General features: G+C 38.6%; 15 protein-coding genes and 2 pseudogenes. 13 read left to right on the forward strand and 4 right to left on the reverse strand.

The window, feature by feature from the left end; genetic code table 11:
- Positions 1-97: 97 nt before the first annotated feature.
- The gene (locus IPJ86_14055) at positions 98-388 is read right to left on the reverse strand and encodes a DUF721 domain-containing protein (GenBank protein ID MBK7888354.1); all 291 of its coding nucleotides are present in this window, start codon (positions 386-388) and stop codon (positions 98-100) included.
- 85 nt (positions 389-473) lie between these two features.
- Here IPJ86_14055 and IPJ86_14060 point away from each other — a divergent pair, with 85 nt between their 5' ends.
- On the forward strand, positions 474-1,247 hold the full coding sequence (locus tag IPJ86_14060; GenBank protein ID MBK7888355.1) for an SAM-dependent chlorinase/fluorinase: 774 nt from the start codon (positions 474-476) through the stop codon (positions 1,245-1,247).
- Entirely contained in the window at positions 1,244-1,540 is a 297-nt protein-coding gene (locus IPJ86_14065) for an antibiotic biosynthesis monooxygenase (protein MBK7888356.1), read from the forward strand. Before IPJ86_14060 ends, IPJ86_14065 begins: the two co-directional genes overlap by 4 nt.
- A gap of 25 nt (positions 1,541-1,565) precedes the next feature.
- On the opposite strand, the gene IPJ86_14070 is transcribed toward IPJ86_14065, so the two are convergent.
- A complete protein-coding gene (locus IPJ86_14070) occupies positions 1,566-2,633 on the reverse strand; it encodes an alkane 1-monooxygenase (protein MBK7888357.1) in 1,068 nt (355 codons plus the stop codon).
- A gap of 122 nt (positions 2,634-2,755) precedes the next feature.
- Between IPJ86_14070 and IPJ86_14075 the strand changes: the two genes are divergently transcribed.
- The 6 genes and pseudogenes from IPJ86_14075 to IPJ86_14100 all read left to right on the forward strand — a co-directional run bounded on the left by IPJ86_14075 (position 2,756) and on the right by IPJ86_14100 (position 8,447).
- On the forward strand, positions 2,756-3,385 hold the full coding sequence (locus IPJ86_14075; GenBank protein ID MBK7888358.1) for a cytochrome c oxidase subunit 3: 630 nt from the start codon (positions 2,756-2,758) through the stop codon (positions 3,383-3,385).
- 43 nt (positions 3,386-3,428) lie between these two features.
- A complete protein-coding gene (locus IPJ86_14080) occupies positions 3,429-3,860 on the forward strand; it encodes a hypothetical protein (protein MBK7888359.1) in 432 nt (143 codons plus the stop codon).
- A 27-nt stretch (positions 3,861-3,887) separates the two neighbouring features.
- Complete coding sequence (locus IPJ86_14085; GenBank protein ID MBK7888360.1) at positions 3,888-4,232, forward strand: hypothetical protein; 345 nt, start codon at positions 3,888-3,890, stop codon at positions 4,230-4,232.
- An 81-nt stretch (positions 4,233-4,313) separates the two neighbouring features.
- Positions 4,314-6,176: a hypothetical protein gene (locus tag IPJ86_14090; GenBank protein MBK7888361.1), complete on the forward strand. Its 1,863-nt coding sequence runs from the start codon at positions 4,314-4,316 to the stop codon at positions 6,174-6,176.
- Between the two features lie 91 nt (positions 6,177-6,267).
- A pseudogene (locus IPJ86_14095) lies at positions 6,268-7,163 on the forward strand (3-hydroxybutyryl-CoA dehydrogenase).
- A gap of 225 nt (positions 7,164-7,388) precedes the next feature.
- Positions 7,389-8,447: a Smr/MutS family protein gene (locus IPJ86_14100; protein ID MBK7888362.1), complete on the forward strand. Its 1,059-nt coding sequence runs from the start codon at positions 7,389-7,391 to the stop codon at positions 8,445-8,447.
- A 6-nt stretch (positions 8,448-8,453) separates the two neighbouring features.
- Here the strand turns inward: IPJ86_14100 and IPJ86_14105 are convergent, their stop codons facing one another.
- Positions 8,454-9,029, reverse strand: coding sequence for a hypothetical protein (locus tag IPJ86_14105; protein MBK7888363.1), 576 nt, complete (start codon positions 9,027-9,029; stop codon positions 8,454-8,456).
- 55 nt (positions 9,030-9,084) lie between these two features.
- Here IPJ86_14105 and IPJ86_14110 point away from each other — a divergent pair.
- The 4 genes and pseudogenes from IPJ86_14110 (at position 9,085) to IPJ86_14125 (ending at position 13,163) form a co-directional block, all read left to right on the forward strand.
- A pseudogene (locus IPJ86_14110) lies at positions 9,085-10,223 on the forward strand (MBL fold metallo-hydrolase).
- A 350-nt stretch (positions 10,224-10,573) separates the two neighbouring features.
- Positions 10,574-10,765, forward strand: a complete 192-nt coding sequence (locus IPJ86_14115; GenBank protein MBK7888364.1) for a DUF2892 domain-containing protein — start codon at positions 10,574-10,576, stop codon at positions 10,763-10,765.
- 92 nt (positions 10,766-10,857) lie between these two features.
- The gene (locus IPJ86_14120) at positions 10,858-12,099 is read left to right on the forward strand and encodes a PAS domain S-box protein (protein MBK7888365.1); all 1,242 of its coding nucleotides are present in this window, start codon (positions 10,858-10,860) and stop codon (positions 12,097-12,099) included.
- A gap of 2 nt (positions 12,100-12,101) precedes the next feature.
- Positions 12,102-13,163, forward strand: coding sequence for a response regulator (locus IPJ86_14125; protein MBK7888366.1), 1,062 nt, complete (start codon positions 12,102-12,104; stop codon positions 13,161-13,163).
- 27 nt (positions 13,164-13,190) lie between these two features.
- Here the strand turns inward: IPJ86_14125 and IPJ86_14130 are convergent, their stop codons facing one another.
- Entirely contained in the window at positions 13,191-13,628 is a 438-nt protein-coding gene (locus IPJ86_14130) for a hypothetical protein (protein ID MBK7888367.1), read from the reverse strand.
- 445 nt (positions 13,629-14,073) lie between these two features.
- On the opposite strand from IPJ86_14130, the gene IPJ86_14135 reads away from it, so the two are divergent.
- On the forward strand, positions 14,074-16,497 hold the full coding sequence (locus IPJ86_14135) for a heavy metal translocating P-type ATPase metal-binding domain-containing protein (GenBank protein MBK7888368.1): 2,424 nt from the start codon (positions 14,074-14,076) through the stop codon (positions 16,495-16,497).
- The last annotated feature ends 15 nt before the right edge of the window (positions 16,498-16,512 follow it).

A 16,512-nucleotide genomic window follows, 5' to 3' on the forward strand; every position in this document is an offset into this window, starting at 1 on the left:
ACATAAAAAGCATGCTGAGAAAAAAGATCAGTAATGCTGTCAATATAATTTTTTCATAGAGGGAATATTCATTCCCATCTTTCTTATTCTTCATGTATTATAAAACACTTATTTCCTGAATTATGTCCGATCCTAATTCTTCATTTAACTGATTGAGGATATCAGCCTTCATCATCAGCAATTCTTTACGAATGACAGAGGAACTCACATAAACCTGAAGATGGCCATTTCTGAAGACCAGCGATGTCGTTCTTTGAACAATATATTCCGATAGACAATTGGCCCAGGCTTGTTCAATTTTTGCAGACCAAAGTCCATCCTCCAACCTATACTTTTTAAGCATTTCGGTGATCACATTTCCGATTGAATTTTCATTAGTTGGCCTCATGCTACAAATTTCAATAAATTTAGGCAATATCTTTTTATTTATTTATCACAAACCCTTCATAAAATTGGATAATTTTGACCGTTGAATGGGGTTAATAACTTTTACAACTGACTGGGGCAACCGTGATTATCACATTGGTGCTATGAAAGGTATGCTTTTAACTCAACTTCCTGAAGTCAAACTTATTGACCTTTCACATCAGGTGGCGCGTCACAATATTCAGCAGGCTGCCTATATCTTCGGAAACGCTTATCCGCACTTCCCTCCCGGAACACTCCATTTTATCGGTGTCCATGGACATAATAAGTATTTACCGGAACTATTGGCGATCAAAAAGGAAGGGCATATTTTTATTGGTGTAAACGATGGATTCTTTTCATTGGTTTTTGAAGATGCACCGATTGATATGGTAAAGATCAGAACCGACAACAGTAATAGTGAACTTTTCGATCTGCCAAAAATCGTAGGGAGCATGCTTCATTTACTCTCCGGAAAAAATCTTTATGAATTAGGAGATCGACCCTCGCATTATGTGCAGCGATCTGCATTTTTACCCGCAATTGACGATGAATTAATTCATGGTGTAGTCATTTATATAGATGATTATGGCAATGTAGTCACCAATATCACTAAAACGTTATTTAACGAACAAAGAAAGGGACGTAAATTTGAAGTAGTGACCCGTAAAAATCAACATGCCTTAGATGAGATTAGTGCCAACTATCACTCTGTGGAGCAGGGATCAGCTGTCGCCATTTTTAATGATGCCGGAAAACTAGAAATAGCGATAAATGGAGAAAATGCTTCTAAACTGATGAATTTGAAACTAAATGATAATATCAGAATAGAATTTAAATGATCACAAGAATTGTAAGGTTAACTATTCAGAAAGATAAAGCAAATGACTTTCGCTCACTTTTTGAGAGTACTTATAATGCCATCCGCTCATTTAAAGGTTGTACACATCTTGAACTTTTTACTGACATCAACCAGCCTAATATTTTTATAACTTTCAGTAAATGGGAATCGGAGCAGGATTTGGATAATTACAGGGTTTCGGAACTATTTATTAGAACCTGGGGAATCGTAAAAGTAATGTTTCAGGATGCACCCATTGCTTTTTCAATGAGAGAAGAATACCCTAAATCCTAATTCCTAAATCCAGATTCCTTTCCTCCTACATTGCTTTTACAAGGTCCGGAAAACGCTGCTGCTCGTGGTTTAATATAGGGTGCATTACCCTGTACCAAAGAGGTGGAATCAAAGCTAGTATAATCATCCCCGCATAGCCTGTGGGCATTTGTGGACTTTCGTCATGATGATTCAACACCTGATACTTCTTACTCGCCTTGTAATGATGGTCACTATGCCTTGATAATTCGAAAAGCAAAATTCTGCTTAGCACGTGATCAGAGTTCCATGAATGGCAATGCAAGGTTTTCACGAAGGATCCATCTTCACGGATTCTCCTCCCGAGGCCGTAATGCTCGATATAATTGACGGATTCCAGCAATAGAATTCCCAATAAAGATGCGGTCATAAAAAGAATCAGACTTTTCAGTCCAAAAAGGAAAAGAATCAGAGCCAGAAATAACAGCTCTATACCATGAATTTGCACCATTTCATTCCGGATTGAAAAGGGGGTATGGCCTTTACTTTTTAGCCGATCATATTCAAGCTTCCAGGCAGAAAGATAACTTCCTGAAATACTTCTGATCCAAAAGAAATATATACTTTCTCCAAACCTCGCGCTAGCCGGATCGAGGTGGGTACCAACTCTTTTATGATGTCCGCGATTATGCTCAATGTAAAAATGCATGTACAAGGAACTTAGTAAAAATAATTTAGCAAAAACAAGATCCTTGTGCCCGGATCGATGACCTAATTCATGACCCAGATTGATACCGACAATACCACACAAAAGGCCCATTGACAGCGTTTTACCAATAATAACAACAAGATTGTCATTAGCAATTCCATCTAAAAAAAGATATAAAATAAGGTATTGAACGGGAAGTAAGAGATATAAAAGAAAATCATAAACGGGTGCTTTACTCCTCAGTTCCGCCTCTGCTTCATCTGCGTTCCGCGGATCCGGATTAATTATCAATTCAAGAAAAGGAATCAATACAAAGGCAAATCCAAGGGGAATAAATGGTACCCATCCTCCCATCACCATTCCTGCTAACACTCCGGCCGGAGCCAAAAAAGCCAGCAGGTACTTCATCCATTTCCAGTGATTCATTCTGCCCAAATTTATCGAATATTTTAAAAGAATAAAGGGGCGAACTGTCTTTAAAAATATTTTAAATTATTTTTTCCTTAATATAGTTTGTTGTATATTTGAAATAAGCAAAATGATGCTAAATGAGTCAGGGGAAAACCGGCAAGGAAACGAACGCTACATCGTTACTTATCTTTAAAGAAAGAACAAGTCCATACCGGACATTTATGTTCTATGCGCTCGTTGGTTCAAGTATTTTGTTCATGTCGATGGTGATCATGTTCATGGTTTGGATTACGCACAATGAACCTATTCAAAATTTTCATTTTCCCAAGACTTTTATTTTAGGTACACTTCTTTTATTATTTAGCAGCTACACCACCACTTTATCACAACATTACTATAAGGAAGACAGTGGAAAATATTTACTGCTATCACTCAGTTCTACATTGGTATTTTCCCTCGGTTTTGTACTCTGCCAGGTATTGGGATGGAAGAGTTTATTTGATCAGGGATTTTATTTGAACGGCGATGCCGGAATTGCATTTGTATATGTCATTACTGGCTTACATTTCATTCATGTAAGTCTGGGTATGATTTATCTTTTCTACCTTAATTTAAAAGTATTTGATCTTTTAAATGATCCTGTTAGATCCCTGTTGTATTTTTCAAATCAATTTGAAGGAATACGTCTGGATTTATTTGCTACTTACTGGCATTTTATTGATGGGTTGTGGTTATTTTTATTTCTTACCTTTTTATTTATTTTGTAAAGGTGAACATCTCACCCTTAAAAAAACAATAATTATTAAAACTATGCTTAGATTTAATTCAATTCTCTGTATCCTCTTATTCAGTTTTTTATCATTAAATATTTATGCTCAGCGCCCCATATCTGAAAATGCTTTTAAGCAATATCCCCATTGGATTCAAATGATGGATGATACTTCCGCGAATTATTTTGAAACGGAGAAGGCATTTAGTTTATACTGGTCGATAAGGGAAAAGCCTAAGGAAGAGGATGAAATCCTTGGAATGTCGGAGGCAAACGAAAAGGAAAAAGAGAATAAGGAAGGCTGGCTCAAGAGGTTGTTCAGGAAGAAAAGAGATATTGATGAAACGGAAATGGCGTTCGCCTTAAAACGATATAAACACTGGCATTTTATGATGGAGCCATGGGTACAGGAAGATGGAAGAATTTTGTACCCCTCTGAAAGAAAATCCATTCTTGATTCTATTGTCAGATAATTAATACCTACTCAGAAATCTATGCCATTGAAAAAACCATCAACATTATTGATATTATTTATCTTCTTGTTTGCTATCGCTTCCGGTCAAAATACGGCTAACTGGCAAGCGTTAGGTCCTATCCAGTTTCCATTCAACAACAGTGGTCAAATTAACGGCATTGGCAGGGTTTGTCAGATGAAATTTCATCCTACTGATTCGCAGAAAGTTTATGCAGTCAGTGCATCAGGAGGTTTGTGGATAAGTACCAATGCCACCGGATCCTGGCAAAAAACAGGTAGTGATAAAATAGCATTGTCGGCTTGTTCGTCCGTTTGCATAGATTTTACAAATGATAGTATTTTATATCTCAGTACAGGAGATCCTAACTAATACTCTACCGGATCGGGCATTTATCGCAGTAATGACGCGGGTAACAATTGGTTTCCGGCCAACAACAATATTGGAAACCGAATGGCTGTTGAATTATTGATGGACCCTTTGAATCATGAAATAATAGTAGCTGCAACGAATGACGGTATCTGGAAAACGGTAGATGGTGGTCTCTCCTGGAATGTTAGAAAAAGCGGTGGGCAGTTTACAGAAATGGCGGCGAAACCGGCACCCGGAAGCAGGACATTGTATGCTGTTACCTACAGTGAATTCTATAAGTCAGAGGATTTCGGAGATACATGGAGTTTAATCAGCAATGGTATAGCTGTACCCGGAGGTGGAAGTGGACAAGGTATGCGTTTGGCGGTATCAGCAGCTGATTCCACGGTGGTTTATGCAGGAATGATCAAAGATGAGGGTACGATTTTCAGATCAAATGATGGAGGAAATACTTTCACCACAGTCTATCATAATCCGGCACAGAGTCTGGTGGGATATGATGCTAATGGTAACGGACAAGGCAATTATAATTTCAGCATGTGCGCAGCACCCAACAATCCCAATGTTGTGTTTGTGGGTGCACATGTTGTTTGGAGATCTACAGATGGAGGAGTGACATGGACTCAGCTCACCCAATGGTGGCAGATTTTGCATACAGATATGCATCAAATGCTTTACAACCCTTATGCTACACAGGAGTTATACAATATCAATGATGGAGGCATTTGGAGGAGTCTTAATGCAGGAGTGAACTGGGGGGTGAGATGTAATGGATTAGAAGCCACTGAAATTTACAAGGCCGCTTCAAATCCGGTTCGAAAAGACAATCTCAGTATTGGAACACAAGACAATGGAGAACTTTTTTCTGCAAACGGACAATGGCGAACAAACCGTGGTGGAGACTGGTCATCCAGAATGACATTTGATTATCAAAACTACAATCTGGTTTATTATCATGAAAACGGAAAACGAAGAAATGTCATTTCCGGTCCTGAAGTTTCATTCGGTTTACCATTTACCTCTTCAAATAATCTACGACTTGCATTTACTCCATTAAACAGCGAGATGGGCTTAGCAGGTATTGGTGACCTTTATCTATCCTCAGATCTTAGCAGTCCTGTTCCATTTTGGACGCCGATAAGCAGTTTCGCAGCAGGAATAAAGAGCATTGAATTTGCGTCGCATACCACGGACATGGCTTATGTCCTTACGATTCCCAATCAATTCAGAAAATTCTCAGGACTTAATACGGGCACGATCGCTTCGGTTTCATCAAATTTACCATCCACCCTAACGAACGGAGGATCGGTCACAGGTTTGGTAAATGATTCAAATGTTATTTATGTCACAGCCGGATCAAAAGTTTACCGATCCGCTGATCAAGGTATAAGCTGGAGCAATGTCACGTTCAATCTTCCGAATATTAACATCATTAAAATCATTCATGACCCCTACTCTACTGACGAATCAGTATATATCTCCAATACAGCCGGGATCTGGTACAAAAACCAAACGATGAGCTCCTGGTTTAATTACTCTCAGGGTTTGCCGGCGATAGCTTCCATTACTGATTTTATGTATGTTAATGATGGTCCGGCAAACAGTGTCATCAGGGTTTCTACTTATGGACGCGGGGTATGGGAAAGTACTCTTCAGGGCACCATCTCATCCACTCCGGAGTCCAGTCTTCCGGATAAATGGCTGGTAGCTCCCAATCCTGCCAGAAATGTCATCACTGTTTCATCTACCACTCTGAAAGAAAAGAACATTGTAAAAATTCAATTTTACTCCATAAACTGTAGCTTGATCTCTGAATACAAAATCAATCCTCCATTCACTTCCGGAGATTTTTCCATTGCGCATTTTCCACCCGGCTCTTATCAGCTCCTTCTTATTACCGATAAGGGACAAACCGAAGGAGTGGGCAAATTCGTAAAAGAATAATTACGCGTTTTACGTAACGGATATTACATAACAAAATTATTGATGCGCTGCCTACATATAAAGGCTAATTTTGCCATTCTCAAAAATCACTATGCAACAAATAACAATAATCGGTTCCGGACAAATGGGGAATGGCATTGCGCATGTATTTGCTCAAAGCGGTTACGATGTCACCATCATTGACATTCGACAGGAAGCACTAGATCAGGCCATCACCACAATAGGCAAAAATATGGAGCGTCAGGTAGCCAAAGGGATGATCTCCGAAGAGGAAAAAAACCGGGCTCTCCAACGCATAAAAACTACCACTGCATTTGACAAAGGAGTTTCCACAGCAGATCTCGTTGTAGAGGCCGCGACTGAAAATATTGATTTAAAATTAAAAATATATTTTCAGATCTGGACCGGCATACAAAAGCGGAATGTATTCTGGCCACTAATACCTCGTCCATATCCATCACAAGGATTGCTGCTTCAACGCAACGTGGCGACAAAGTCATTGGAATGCATTTCATGAATCCTGTTCCTGTAATGAAATTAATAGAGGTAATACGGGGATATAATACCACTGATGAAGTCAGAAAACAGATTGTTGACTTATCGTTACAGCTCGGTAAGGTTCCGGTAGAAGTCAATGACTATCCGGGTTTCGTCGCCAATAGAATTCTAATGCCCATGATCAATGAAGCTATCTATACTCTTTTTGAAGGAGTAGCGGGTGTAAATGAAATTGATACCGTGATGAAACTGGGAATGGCACATCCGATGGGGCCGTTACAATTGGCAGACTTTATAGGATTAGATACCTGTTTAAGTATCTTAAGGGTAATTCATGATGGTTTTGGTAATCCTAAATATGCACCTTGCCCCTTACTCGTTAACATGGTTACATCCGGCAATCTGGGTGTTAAAACCGGACAAGGATTCTACAAATACACCAAAGGCGTAAAGGAACTTGTAGTTGCAGATTATTTTGCAATGAAATAAATGATGGTTTTACGGGTGGTGAAAGAATTCTAACAGGAAAATAGTCTATTACTCTGGTAACAGAAATACGATTTTTCCTCTTGGGACACACTGCTTAAAGGACCAAAATGGAAGGATTGGAATTTCTTTTTAAGAACATAACATTTTGTTCAAAACAATAGTAAGGGAAATCGAATTCGGTTTCTGCTTAGAGGTAAACAGTATTAATATCGACACGATTAGAGGATGAAAAAGGAAGGATTCAGGGAAGGAGATTTTGTCAGCTTTTTAAATGAAAAACAGGAAGGCATCGTTAAAGAAATACTTGACGGAGGGAACCTCATTGTAGATATTGAAGATGGATTTCCTATCGAAGTTACCGCCGGTGAAATCGTTCTGGTAAAAAGAAAAACAGAAGCGAAAGGAGAGCAAAAAAACAAAGAAACAGAAAAGAATCTTTCGGAATCCCCGGAGCTAAAATTTGCCTCCTTTCCGGAATTGTTACCCATCAAAAACGAACTTTATTTACTCATCGTGCCAACGGAAAATCAAGTGAGTTCGGGCCCTGTACGGTTATACCTGATAAATGCAACGGAGCACGATTTTGTTTTTACAATACATAGCAGAAAACACAATAAATCTTCCGGGTTTAATTATGGGACCATTCCATCCGGACAATGTAATTACTTATCGGAGATCAAAAGAGATCAGTTGTTTGAAAAAGGAGAATTTGTTTTTGACGCTTTGATCTTTCAATCCCATCCACATAACAGCACCTCCAGAATACACAAAACTATTGAAATCACCTTGCCTGATATTTCTCAAACTTTTCCGAAGCTCCCTGCTCCCCTATGCTTTGCCAAAACAGTACACTTATTCAGCAGTTTAGAGCAAGACCCTTTAAACGACGATGATATCTTTGAAAAATTAAAATCTGAATACGCTCAACCTGTGAAGCAAAAAACTTCTGTTTCAAATGAAAAACAGAAAAACAGGAATCAGGATTTTACAGCGCAATTTGGTTTAACACCTTCTAAATTTGAGGTAGATTTACATATCGAAGAATTGACGGATCAGGTGGAAAAGTTAAACAATTCGACTATGTTAGAAATACAGCTGGGACATTTCAGAAAGGAACTTGACCTGGCCATGTTGCGACATGCAAAATCTATTGTCTTTATTCATGGCATTGGCAACGGGAAATTAAAAGCAGAAATAAGAAGAGAGCTCACCTCTTCCGGAATACGTTTCGCTGATGGCGCTTATAATCGGTACGGGGCGGGAGCTACGGAGGTATTCCTGTAGCAGTGTCTAATCATTCCTTTGCGACACTTTATCGTTGGAATAAGCGGACAGTTTTTCAAGATCCATTTCAATTTGTTTCATCCACTTGGGAGAGAGGCCACTTTCACCTTCATGATCGGCGTCAAACTTATCCTGCATTTTCTTCAATTCACCAAAGCACTTTTTATAGGCTTTTTTTGCTGCTTCCGTACTTCTTATTTCTTTCAATTTTTGTCGCAATTTTCTGGCGTAAATTTCAGTGATATTAAAGTGAGCCTGTTCATGAAGGAGGGTTTCAGGGTTTTCTTTATCGCGGATCCAGGACTGATCTGGTACCATAAAAGCGATTACGGAATAGGAAATATTACTTCCCACCGATTCATAAGAAAAATTGATCCCACAATATATAAATCCTTCTAATTGCTTATAGGAACGCTTGCCGGTTTTAAAATTCGTTTTACGTCCCGGAGACTCTTTCCTGAAATCATCCATTGTTAACTGAGAGGGCGAACTCCATGCAATTTCATCTTTTAAAGCATGTGGTTGAGCAATAGAAATACTTGCAAGAAGTAGCAGGAAGGAACTCAAAGCAGCAAGTTTCATAGTGTAGAGATCATCAATTTGGTACTAAGATCAACATTATTTAATTTTACATGGTATGAAGATAACCTTTCATGGTGCAGCGCAGACTGTAACCGGCAGCAAACACCTTATTACAACGGAGCGAAATAAACAATTATTATTGGATTGTGGGCTTTTTCAAAACAGCGGAGGAGACAACGCCGAATTAAACCGTCATTTAGGCTTTGATCCTTCCGGAATAGATTACATGATTCTTTCCCATGCACATATTGATCATTCAGGCAATATTCCCTTTTTAGTAAAATCGGGCTATAGTGGTCCTATTTATTGCACACCTGCCACGCTTGACTTATGTACTATTATGTTGGCCGACAGTGCGCACATTCAGGAAAATGATATCAAATACTTAAATAAAAGAAGAGCCAAAAGCGGGAAAAGACCCCTTGATGAACTTTACAATGTGGACGATGTGGTTAAAGCGATGAAACAATTTGTACCGGTGCCGCTGGATAAATGGGAAGAAATTGATCCGCATATAAAATTTCTATTTACTGATGCGGGGCATATTCTTGGAAGTGCGGCGGTGAACCTGTTGTTTGATGAGCCTACAGGAGCAACCAAAGTGTTCTTTTCAGGAGATATAGGAAGATCGAATGATATGATTTTGAGAAAACCACAAGACTTCCCTCAAGCGGACTATATTATCATGGAATCTACTTACGGGGATCGACTTCATGAATCTTCAGTAGATGCCGAATTGCATTTATTTAATATTGTCAAAGACACCTGTGTTGCCCGAAAGGGGAAATTAATTATTCCGGCATTTAGTTTAGGACGGACACAGGAAATCGTTTATTCATTAAACCGACTTTATAATAACGGACTAATCCCCCGAATTCCGGTATATGTTGATTCGCCATTGGCCATCAGCGCTACCTCCATGGGAGATTAATTGAAGGGGCAAAGGAGGTAAAGATTTTCGGAGATATCTATCCGGTGAACGCTCAAATTGCAGTCCTTGATTCTTATAGTGCTCACGCAGATTATAAAGAGATGATGGCCTATCTTCACTGTCAGAAACCCCATGAGGTAAAACGCCTTTTTTTAGTACATGGCGAACCGGAAGCACAATTAAAGTTCAAAGAACATTTAAATGGCATGGGCTTTAGCGACATTGTTATTCCAATTCAGGGAGAGAGTTTTTCACTGGACTAGGTAATTACTTCCATTCAATTTTTCGAATCTACTTTATGTCAAAAAACATCCTGTTTCAAATACATTTTATTGTTTTAATTACCTGAGAAGGATCACTTAATTGGAAGATTCCCAAAGGAACCTTCTCTATTTGAGTGCGTATCTGTTTTAAGAATCAACCATTCAAAAATCTGGTTATTCGCTCCTTTTAAATCACTTCTACTCCCTCCTTCCGCACTAAACCATGCTCATTTATCCTAAAAATGTGACAAATATCATACTAGCTCCTGACGAGAATTATAAACGTTAACTGTACATGAGGGTACTTTTGAAATATAAATCATATTTCGTTCACCTATAAAAAACAATCTATGAAAACTAACTTAGGAATGACAGACCGTGTGATCAGAATGTTCCTTGGAATTTCTGTTTCCATGGTATTTATCTATCATGGTAGTATTTGGGCACTTCTTGGATTAATTCCATTTGTAACCGGTATCATCGGCACCTGCCCCATATACAATATTTTAGGAATTGACACTGTTGAAGCAGACCATTCCTAAAAGAAATAATTTTTCGAATTCATCGAATTACACCTTTAAATTGCGCAGTAACTATTAATTTTAGCAGGAATCCTGACGTGATGTACGAATAAATGAAACAGCTACAGAAACTAGAGTTAATAGACACTTTATTCAATCATTCAGCAGAAGGAATTATCGTCGTTGACATACTGGGAAATATCCGTTTGGCAAATACGGCTGTAGCCAGGATGTTGAATTATACAACCTCAGAATTGGCGACTCTCAATGTGGATGATTTGGTCCCTGACATGGTCCGTTCAAAGCATCAACAGCATAGAGATAACTTTCACAAGCACTCTCATTCCCGTTCAATGGGAGTGGGAATTGATTTATTTGCTAAGAAAAAAGGCGGAGACCTGCTTCCTGTTGAAATCAGTCTTAGTCCGATGGAGGTAAATGGTGAAAGGTTTATCATGTCCTTTATCATTGACATTACACTTCGGAAACAAATCGAACTATCGGTACAGGATAAACAAAAGGAACTGGAAAGAGTTGCTGCTGCTCTCATTGCAACCAATGAAGAACTGGAAAAAAAAGTATCTGATCGCACCAAAGTACTTCAGGAGGCTATCAGGGAACTCGAAAAATCCAGGAATAAACTTAGTGATGCGCTAGAGAAAGAAAAGGAGTTAAATGATTTGAAATCCCGATTTATTTCCATGGCTTCGCATGAATTCAGAACACCATTAACAACTATTCTATCCTCTGCCAGTCTTATTTCAGAATACAATACTACTGAAAGTTTAGACAAACGCGTAAAACACATAAATAGAATTAAATCAGCGGTTAACAATCTCAATGATATTCTCAGTGATTTTCTATCTATCAGTAAGCTGGAAGAAGGAAAGGTGCATGCTGAATACAGGAATTTCAATTTAACAGATTTGGTAAATGAAGTGGTTTTAGATATGCAGATAAATGCGCGAAGCGGACAAAAAATCCAGTATGAACATAAAGGAGAAACAACGGTCTATCTGGATAGCAAGTTAATTAAAAACATCCTCATCAATTTAATCAACAATGCGATTAAATTTACCGGGGAAAATAAAAACATCTATATTAGAACCCGATGCGATGCCTACACCATTAGTTTTGAAATTCAGGATGAAGGCATTGGAATCAGCGAAGATGATCAGAAGCACTTATTTGAGCGCTTTTACAGAGGGAAAAACGCATTCAACATTCAAGGTACAGGACTTGGATTGCACATTGTAGGAAACTATGTTGACTTAATGAAGGGACATATTATTTTAAACAGCTTACTCAATAAAGGGACTACCATAAAAATAACCTTTCCAAATCAGAAGCATTAACCATGAACAAGAAAATTCTATTAATCGAGGACAACGAAGATGTTAGGGAAAATACAGCCGAAATACTGGAGCTTGCCGAATACAAGGTACTCACTGCTCCCGATGGAAAGGAAGGTGTAGAATTAGCCAGAAAAGAGTTGCCCGATCTTATTATATGTGATATCATGATGCCCGGACTGGATGGTTATGGAGTATTGCATCTTCTAAGTAAGGACCCCCAGTTATCCACTGTCCCCTTCATTTTTCTAACCGCCAAAGCGGAAAGAAGTGATATGAGAAAAGGAATGGAATTGGGAGCGGATGACTATATCACCAAACCATTTGATAAAACTGAACTTTTGAATGCGGTTGAAAGCCGTCTTAAGAAAGCAGAAACTCTAAAGAAGGAATATGACAAAGACCTCGAAGGTTTAGGGAATTTTATCAGTGATGTAGCCGGAGCCGGGGCTTTAAAGCGATTTTTAGAAGGTAAAAAAATCAATCATTACCGGAAAAAAGAAAGTATCTATTTGGAAGGAAATTACCCCAATGGATTATTTTTCATTAATAGCGGGAAAATAAAAATCTTTAAAACCCATGAATACGGAAAGGAGTTGATAACAGATTTATTAAAAGAAGGAGATTTCTTTGGCTATACTACTCTATTAGAAGAAAACCCTTATAACGAATCGGCTGAAGCACTGGAAGATGCTGAAATCACCTTCATACCAAAAGAAGAATTTCAACAAATGGTTTTCGGGAATGTGTCCGTCACGAAAAATTTTCTTAAAATATTAACCAAAGGGGTGCTCGACAAACAGGAGCGATTACTTGATTTGGCCTATAGTTCAGTGAGAAAGAGGACAGCGGAGGCATTGGTCCTGCTTAGAGATAAGTACCAGGCCAAAGAAGGAGAACAGTTTTCTATTGCAATAGCACGGGATGCTCTTGCCAATATAGTGGGTACTGCCACTGAATCCTTGATACGCACACTGAGTGATTTTAAAGAAGAAAAACTCATTGAAATCAAGGATGGCAAAATCAAGATTCTTGATGAAAAGAAACTCAGGAATTTAAAAGCTTAAATGAAATATTGATCATTTAAAAGCGCACTAATAAATATCGCTATCCTCCGGATTTTCGCGACGAGGATTAATTTGTCTGGATAATTCAGCTCCTTCATCATTTTGTTGACGAAGAGACCATGAGTCGGTAGCTGAAGTCTCCAGCCATACGTTCCCTGACTTTCTAAAGACCTGTGCTGAAAGACCGAATTTTGATAAAAACTGTTCTTCCAATTCATTCACAGTCATTTGCTCGTTAATGATTAAATCGCCTTCCGTTTTGGAAACCCGGCAATCACGCACAAATCTGCTATTTACATGAATGAGGTTCTTAGCTGAAGCTTCTCCGATCTTATGAGGAGTTTTAAAAAATTCAATCTTCAGAAAGGGAAACAAGGCATTAAAATCGGCTTGCAAACCCGACAATCTCCGCTCATTACTTATTTTAATCATCATATTGGCGTTGGGATTAATTCTACCGTACATATTATTTCGTTTCTTTTGTTATTTTATATATAACTTACAAAAGTGAATGATGGTGTTTAAGATACGACTTATAAATATCATATCTCCAAGCATATGATATTCCATTCATTTCGCCTTCACATTACTAAAATCCTCATCCTCCATTCTCACTTTTCCTTACATTATCAACTTATTATAATCTCCAAACAAATTATTAATTTTACTTTAAGAAACATGGAATACTAACTTACCGACGTATTATTCCATAATATTGGGTAATTAAAACACCAATTCATTTCTTCTTAAAGACAAGGCAAAAATGAACACCTCTTCCTTATTAATCTATGATTTCTGTCAAATGAAACACTGATTCTCACCTAATTGATAATCGTCATTAACGAGAATGATTTATCTCACAAACCTGTTTTTCTGTATATCGTATTCTTGTGACTAAATACCACTAAAAATGCATCGCGTAAACACAGACGCTAAAACACAATGTTATCATTGTGGTGAAGAATGTTTGGAAGACAATGTAAAGTTTGATGCGAAGGATTTTTGTTGTCCCGGATGTAAACTGGTGTATGAGGTACTTTCCGAAAACAATTTATGTAATTATTATCAATTAGATACACAGCCGGGATTTACTCAATCCAATCCATTTGTAGGCGAAAGGTATGCTTACCTGGATGATAAAAAAATTGAATCAACTCTCATTAAATTCCGGGACAAGGACACGATACATCTCCGTTTTCATATACCCAATATGCATTGCAGCAGTTGCATCTGGTTACTGGAGCATTTGGGGAAACTTGAAAATGGGATTTTACGCTCCCATACTGATTTCATTCAAAAGGAACTTAGTATTGTATATGATCCTTCACATACCAGTTTAAGAAAGATTGTTGAGAAGCTGCATCAAATCGGGTATCCTCCGGAGCTCAACTTAAAGCAAACAGACAAAAGTGAAAAAGTGGTCAGAAGCCGAAGTCGCATTTACAAAATAGGGATTGCCGGCTTTGCATTTGGAAATATTATGCTCTTGAGTTTTCCGGAGTATTTTTCCGGAGGAACTTACCATGGAGAAGATTTTAGCAGGGCCTTTGGTTATATCATTCTATTCCTTTCGCTACCCGTATTTTTTTACAGCGCCGGTGAATTCCTTGAAAATGCACTTTTAAGCTTCAGACAGCGCACTATAAATATTGATGTTCCGATTGCCATTGGTATTGTGGCTATGTTCCTCCGCAGTAGTTATGAAATACTCAGTGGCAGCGGTCCCGGATACTTTGACAGTATGACCGGACTCGTGTTTTTCATGCTTATCGGTCGGAATTTCCAAAATAAGACTTATCAATGGCTTTCTTTTGATCGTGATTATAAATCCTATTTCCCTATCGCGGTAAGCAGGATCTATAGTAATAGACAAGAAGTTGTTTCGGTCAATGAACTCAAAGTAAACGACCGGATTTTTATCAGAAACCTGGAAATTATTCCTGCAGATGTGCTCTTAATAAGTGAAAGTGCAGAAATTGATTATAGTTTTGTGACGGGGGAATCACGACCTGTCCGCTGTGAAAAAGGGGATAGAATATTTGCCGGAGGACGGTTAAACGGAAATCCCGCCGAGGTGGTTGTTCAGCAGGAAGTCTCACAAAGTTATCTGACGCAGTTATGGAATCAATCCTCAGGAAAGCAGGAATATAAAAGTGGATTTCAAAAAATAGTTGAAAAAATCAGTCGTTGGTTCGTTGTCGTCACACTTCTTATAGCAGGCGGCTCATTTCTTTACTGGTACGCTATTGATTTCAACAGAGCTCTTCATGCCTTCACCTCTGTACTGGTCATCGCCTGCGCCTGCGCCCTTGCATTATCAGCGCCCTTTACATTCGGCAATATGATACGAATACTTGGCAAGAAGGGTATTTACCTTAAAAACACCAATGTACTTGAAAAACTGGCCGATATTGACACCGTCGTTTTTGACAAAACAGGGACCTTAACCGAAGCAGAAAATGCGACGGTAGAATTTGATGGTATTCCTTTATCTCCGGAACTAAAAAAGGCTATTGCCGATCTGGCAAATGCATCCTCTCATCCATTAAGCCGGATACTGGCAAAAAAGTTAAAGGATGAAGGTCATACCAATAGTCAGTTGAGCAATGTAGTAGAAAAAGAGGGATTGGGCATATCCGGTCAATCTAAGCAGTTCTTTATCCGACTCGGCAGCAGTAAATTTTTAAATGATAGTACTACATACCCAAGCGGTTTCCAGACAACAACCGTTGGACTTCAGGTAAACGGTGAGCTATTGGGGTATTTTAAATTCCATAACCGGTACCGTCCTTCCGCCTCACCCATGGTTCAGAAATTAAAAAGAGATGGATATATACTATCTGTAATAAGTGGAGATCACGAACATGAGCGTTCCCGTTTAGCGACATTGATTGGTCAGGAAGAAGGATTGGCATTTGAACAAAAGCCGGAAGACAAAGTGAGTTATGTTGTGGGACTTCAGCAACAGGGAAAAAAAGTAATGATGGTGGGTGATGGATTAAACGATGCCGTTGCTCTTTTAAACAGTCATGTAGGATTGGCCGTTGCGGAGGACATCAATAATTTCACCCCGGGATGCGATGGGATTCTTCTTTCCAAAAAGTTTGGTAGCATCGGTGCATTATTGGCCTTTGCAAAATCAGGACAACGCATCATTATTATCAGTTTCATTATCTCTCTACTCTACAATTTCACCGGTTTATGGTTTGCTGTTCAGGGCACACTTTCACCGGTAATAGCCGCTATATTGATGCCTATCAGCACCAGCAGTTTAGTGATTTACACGGTATTGGCGAGTAGTTATAAAGCAAGGACATTGTTGAAAGATGCGTAAATCATGATATAAATC

It is taken from the genome of Bacteroidota bacterium (genome assembly GCA_016713925.1).
GTDB lineage: Bacteria > Bacteroidota > Bacteroidia > AKYH767-A > OLB10 > JAJTFW01.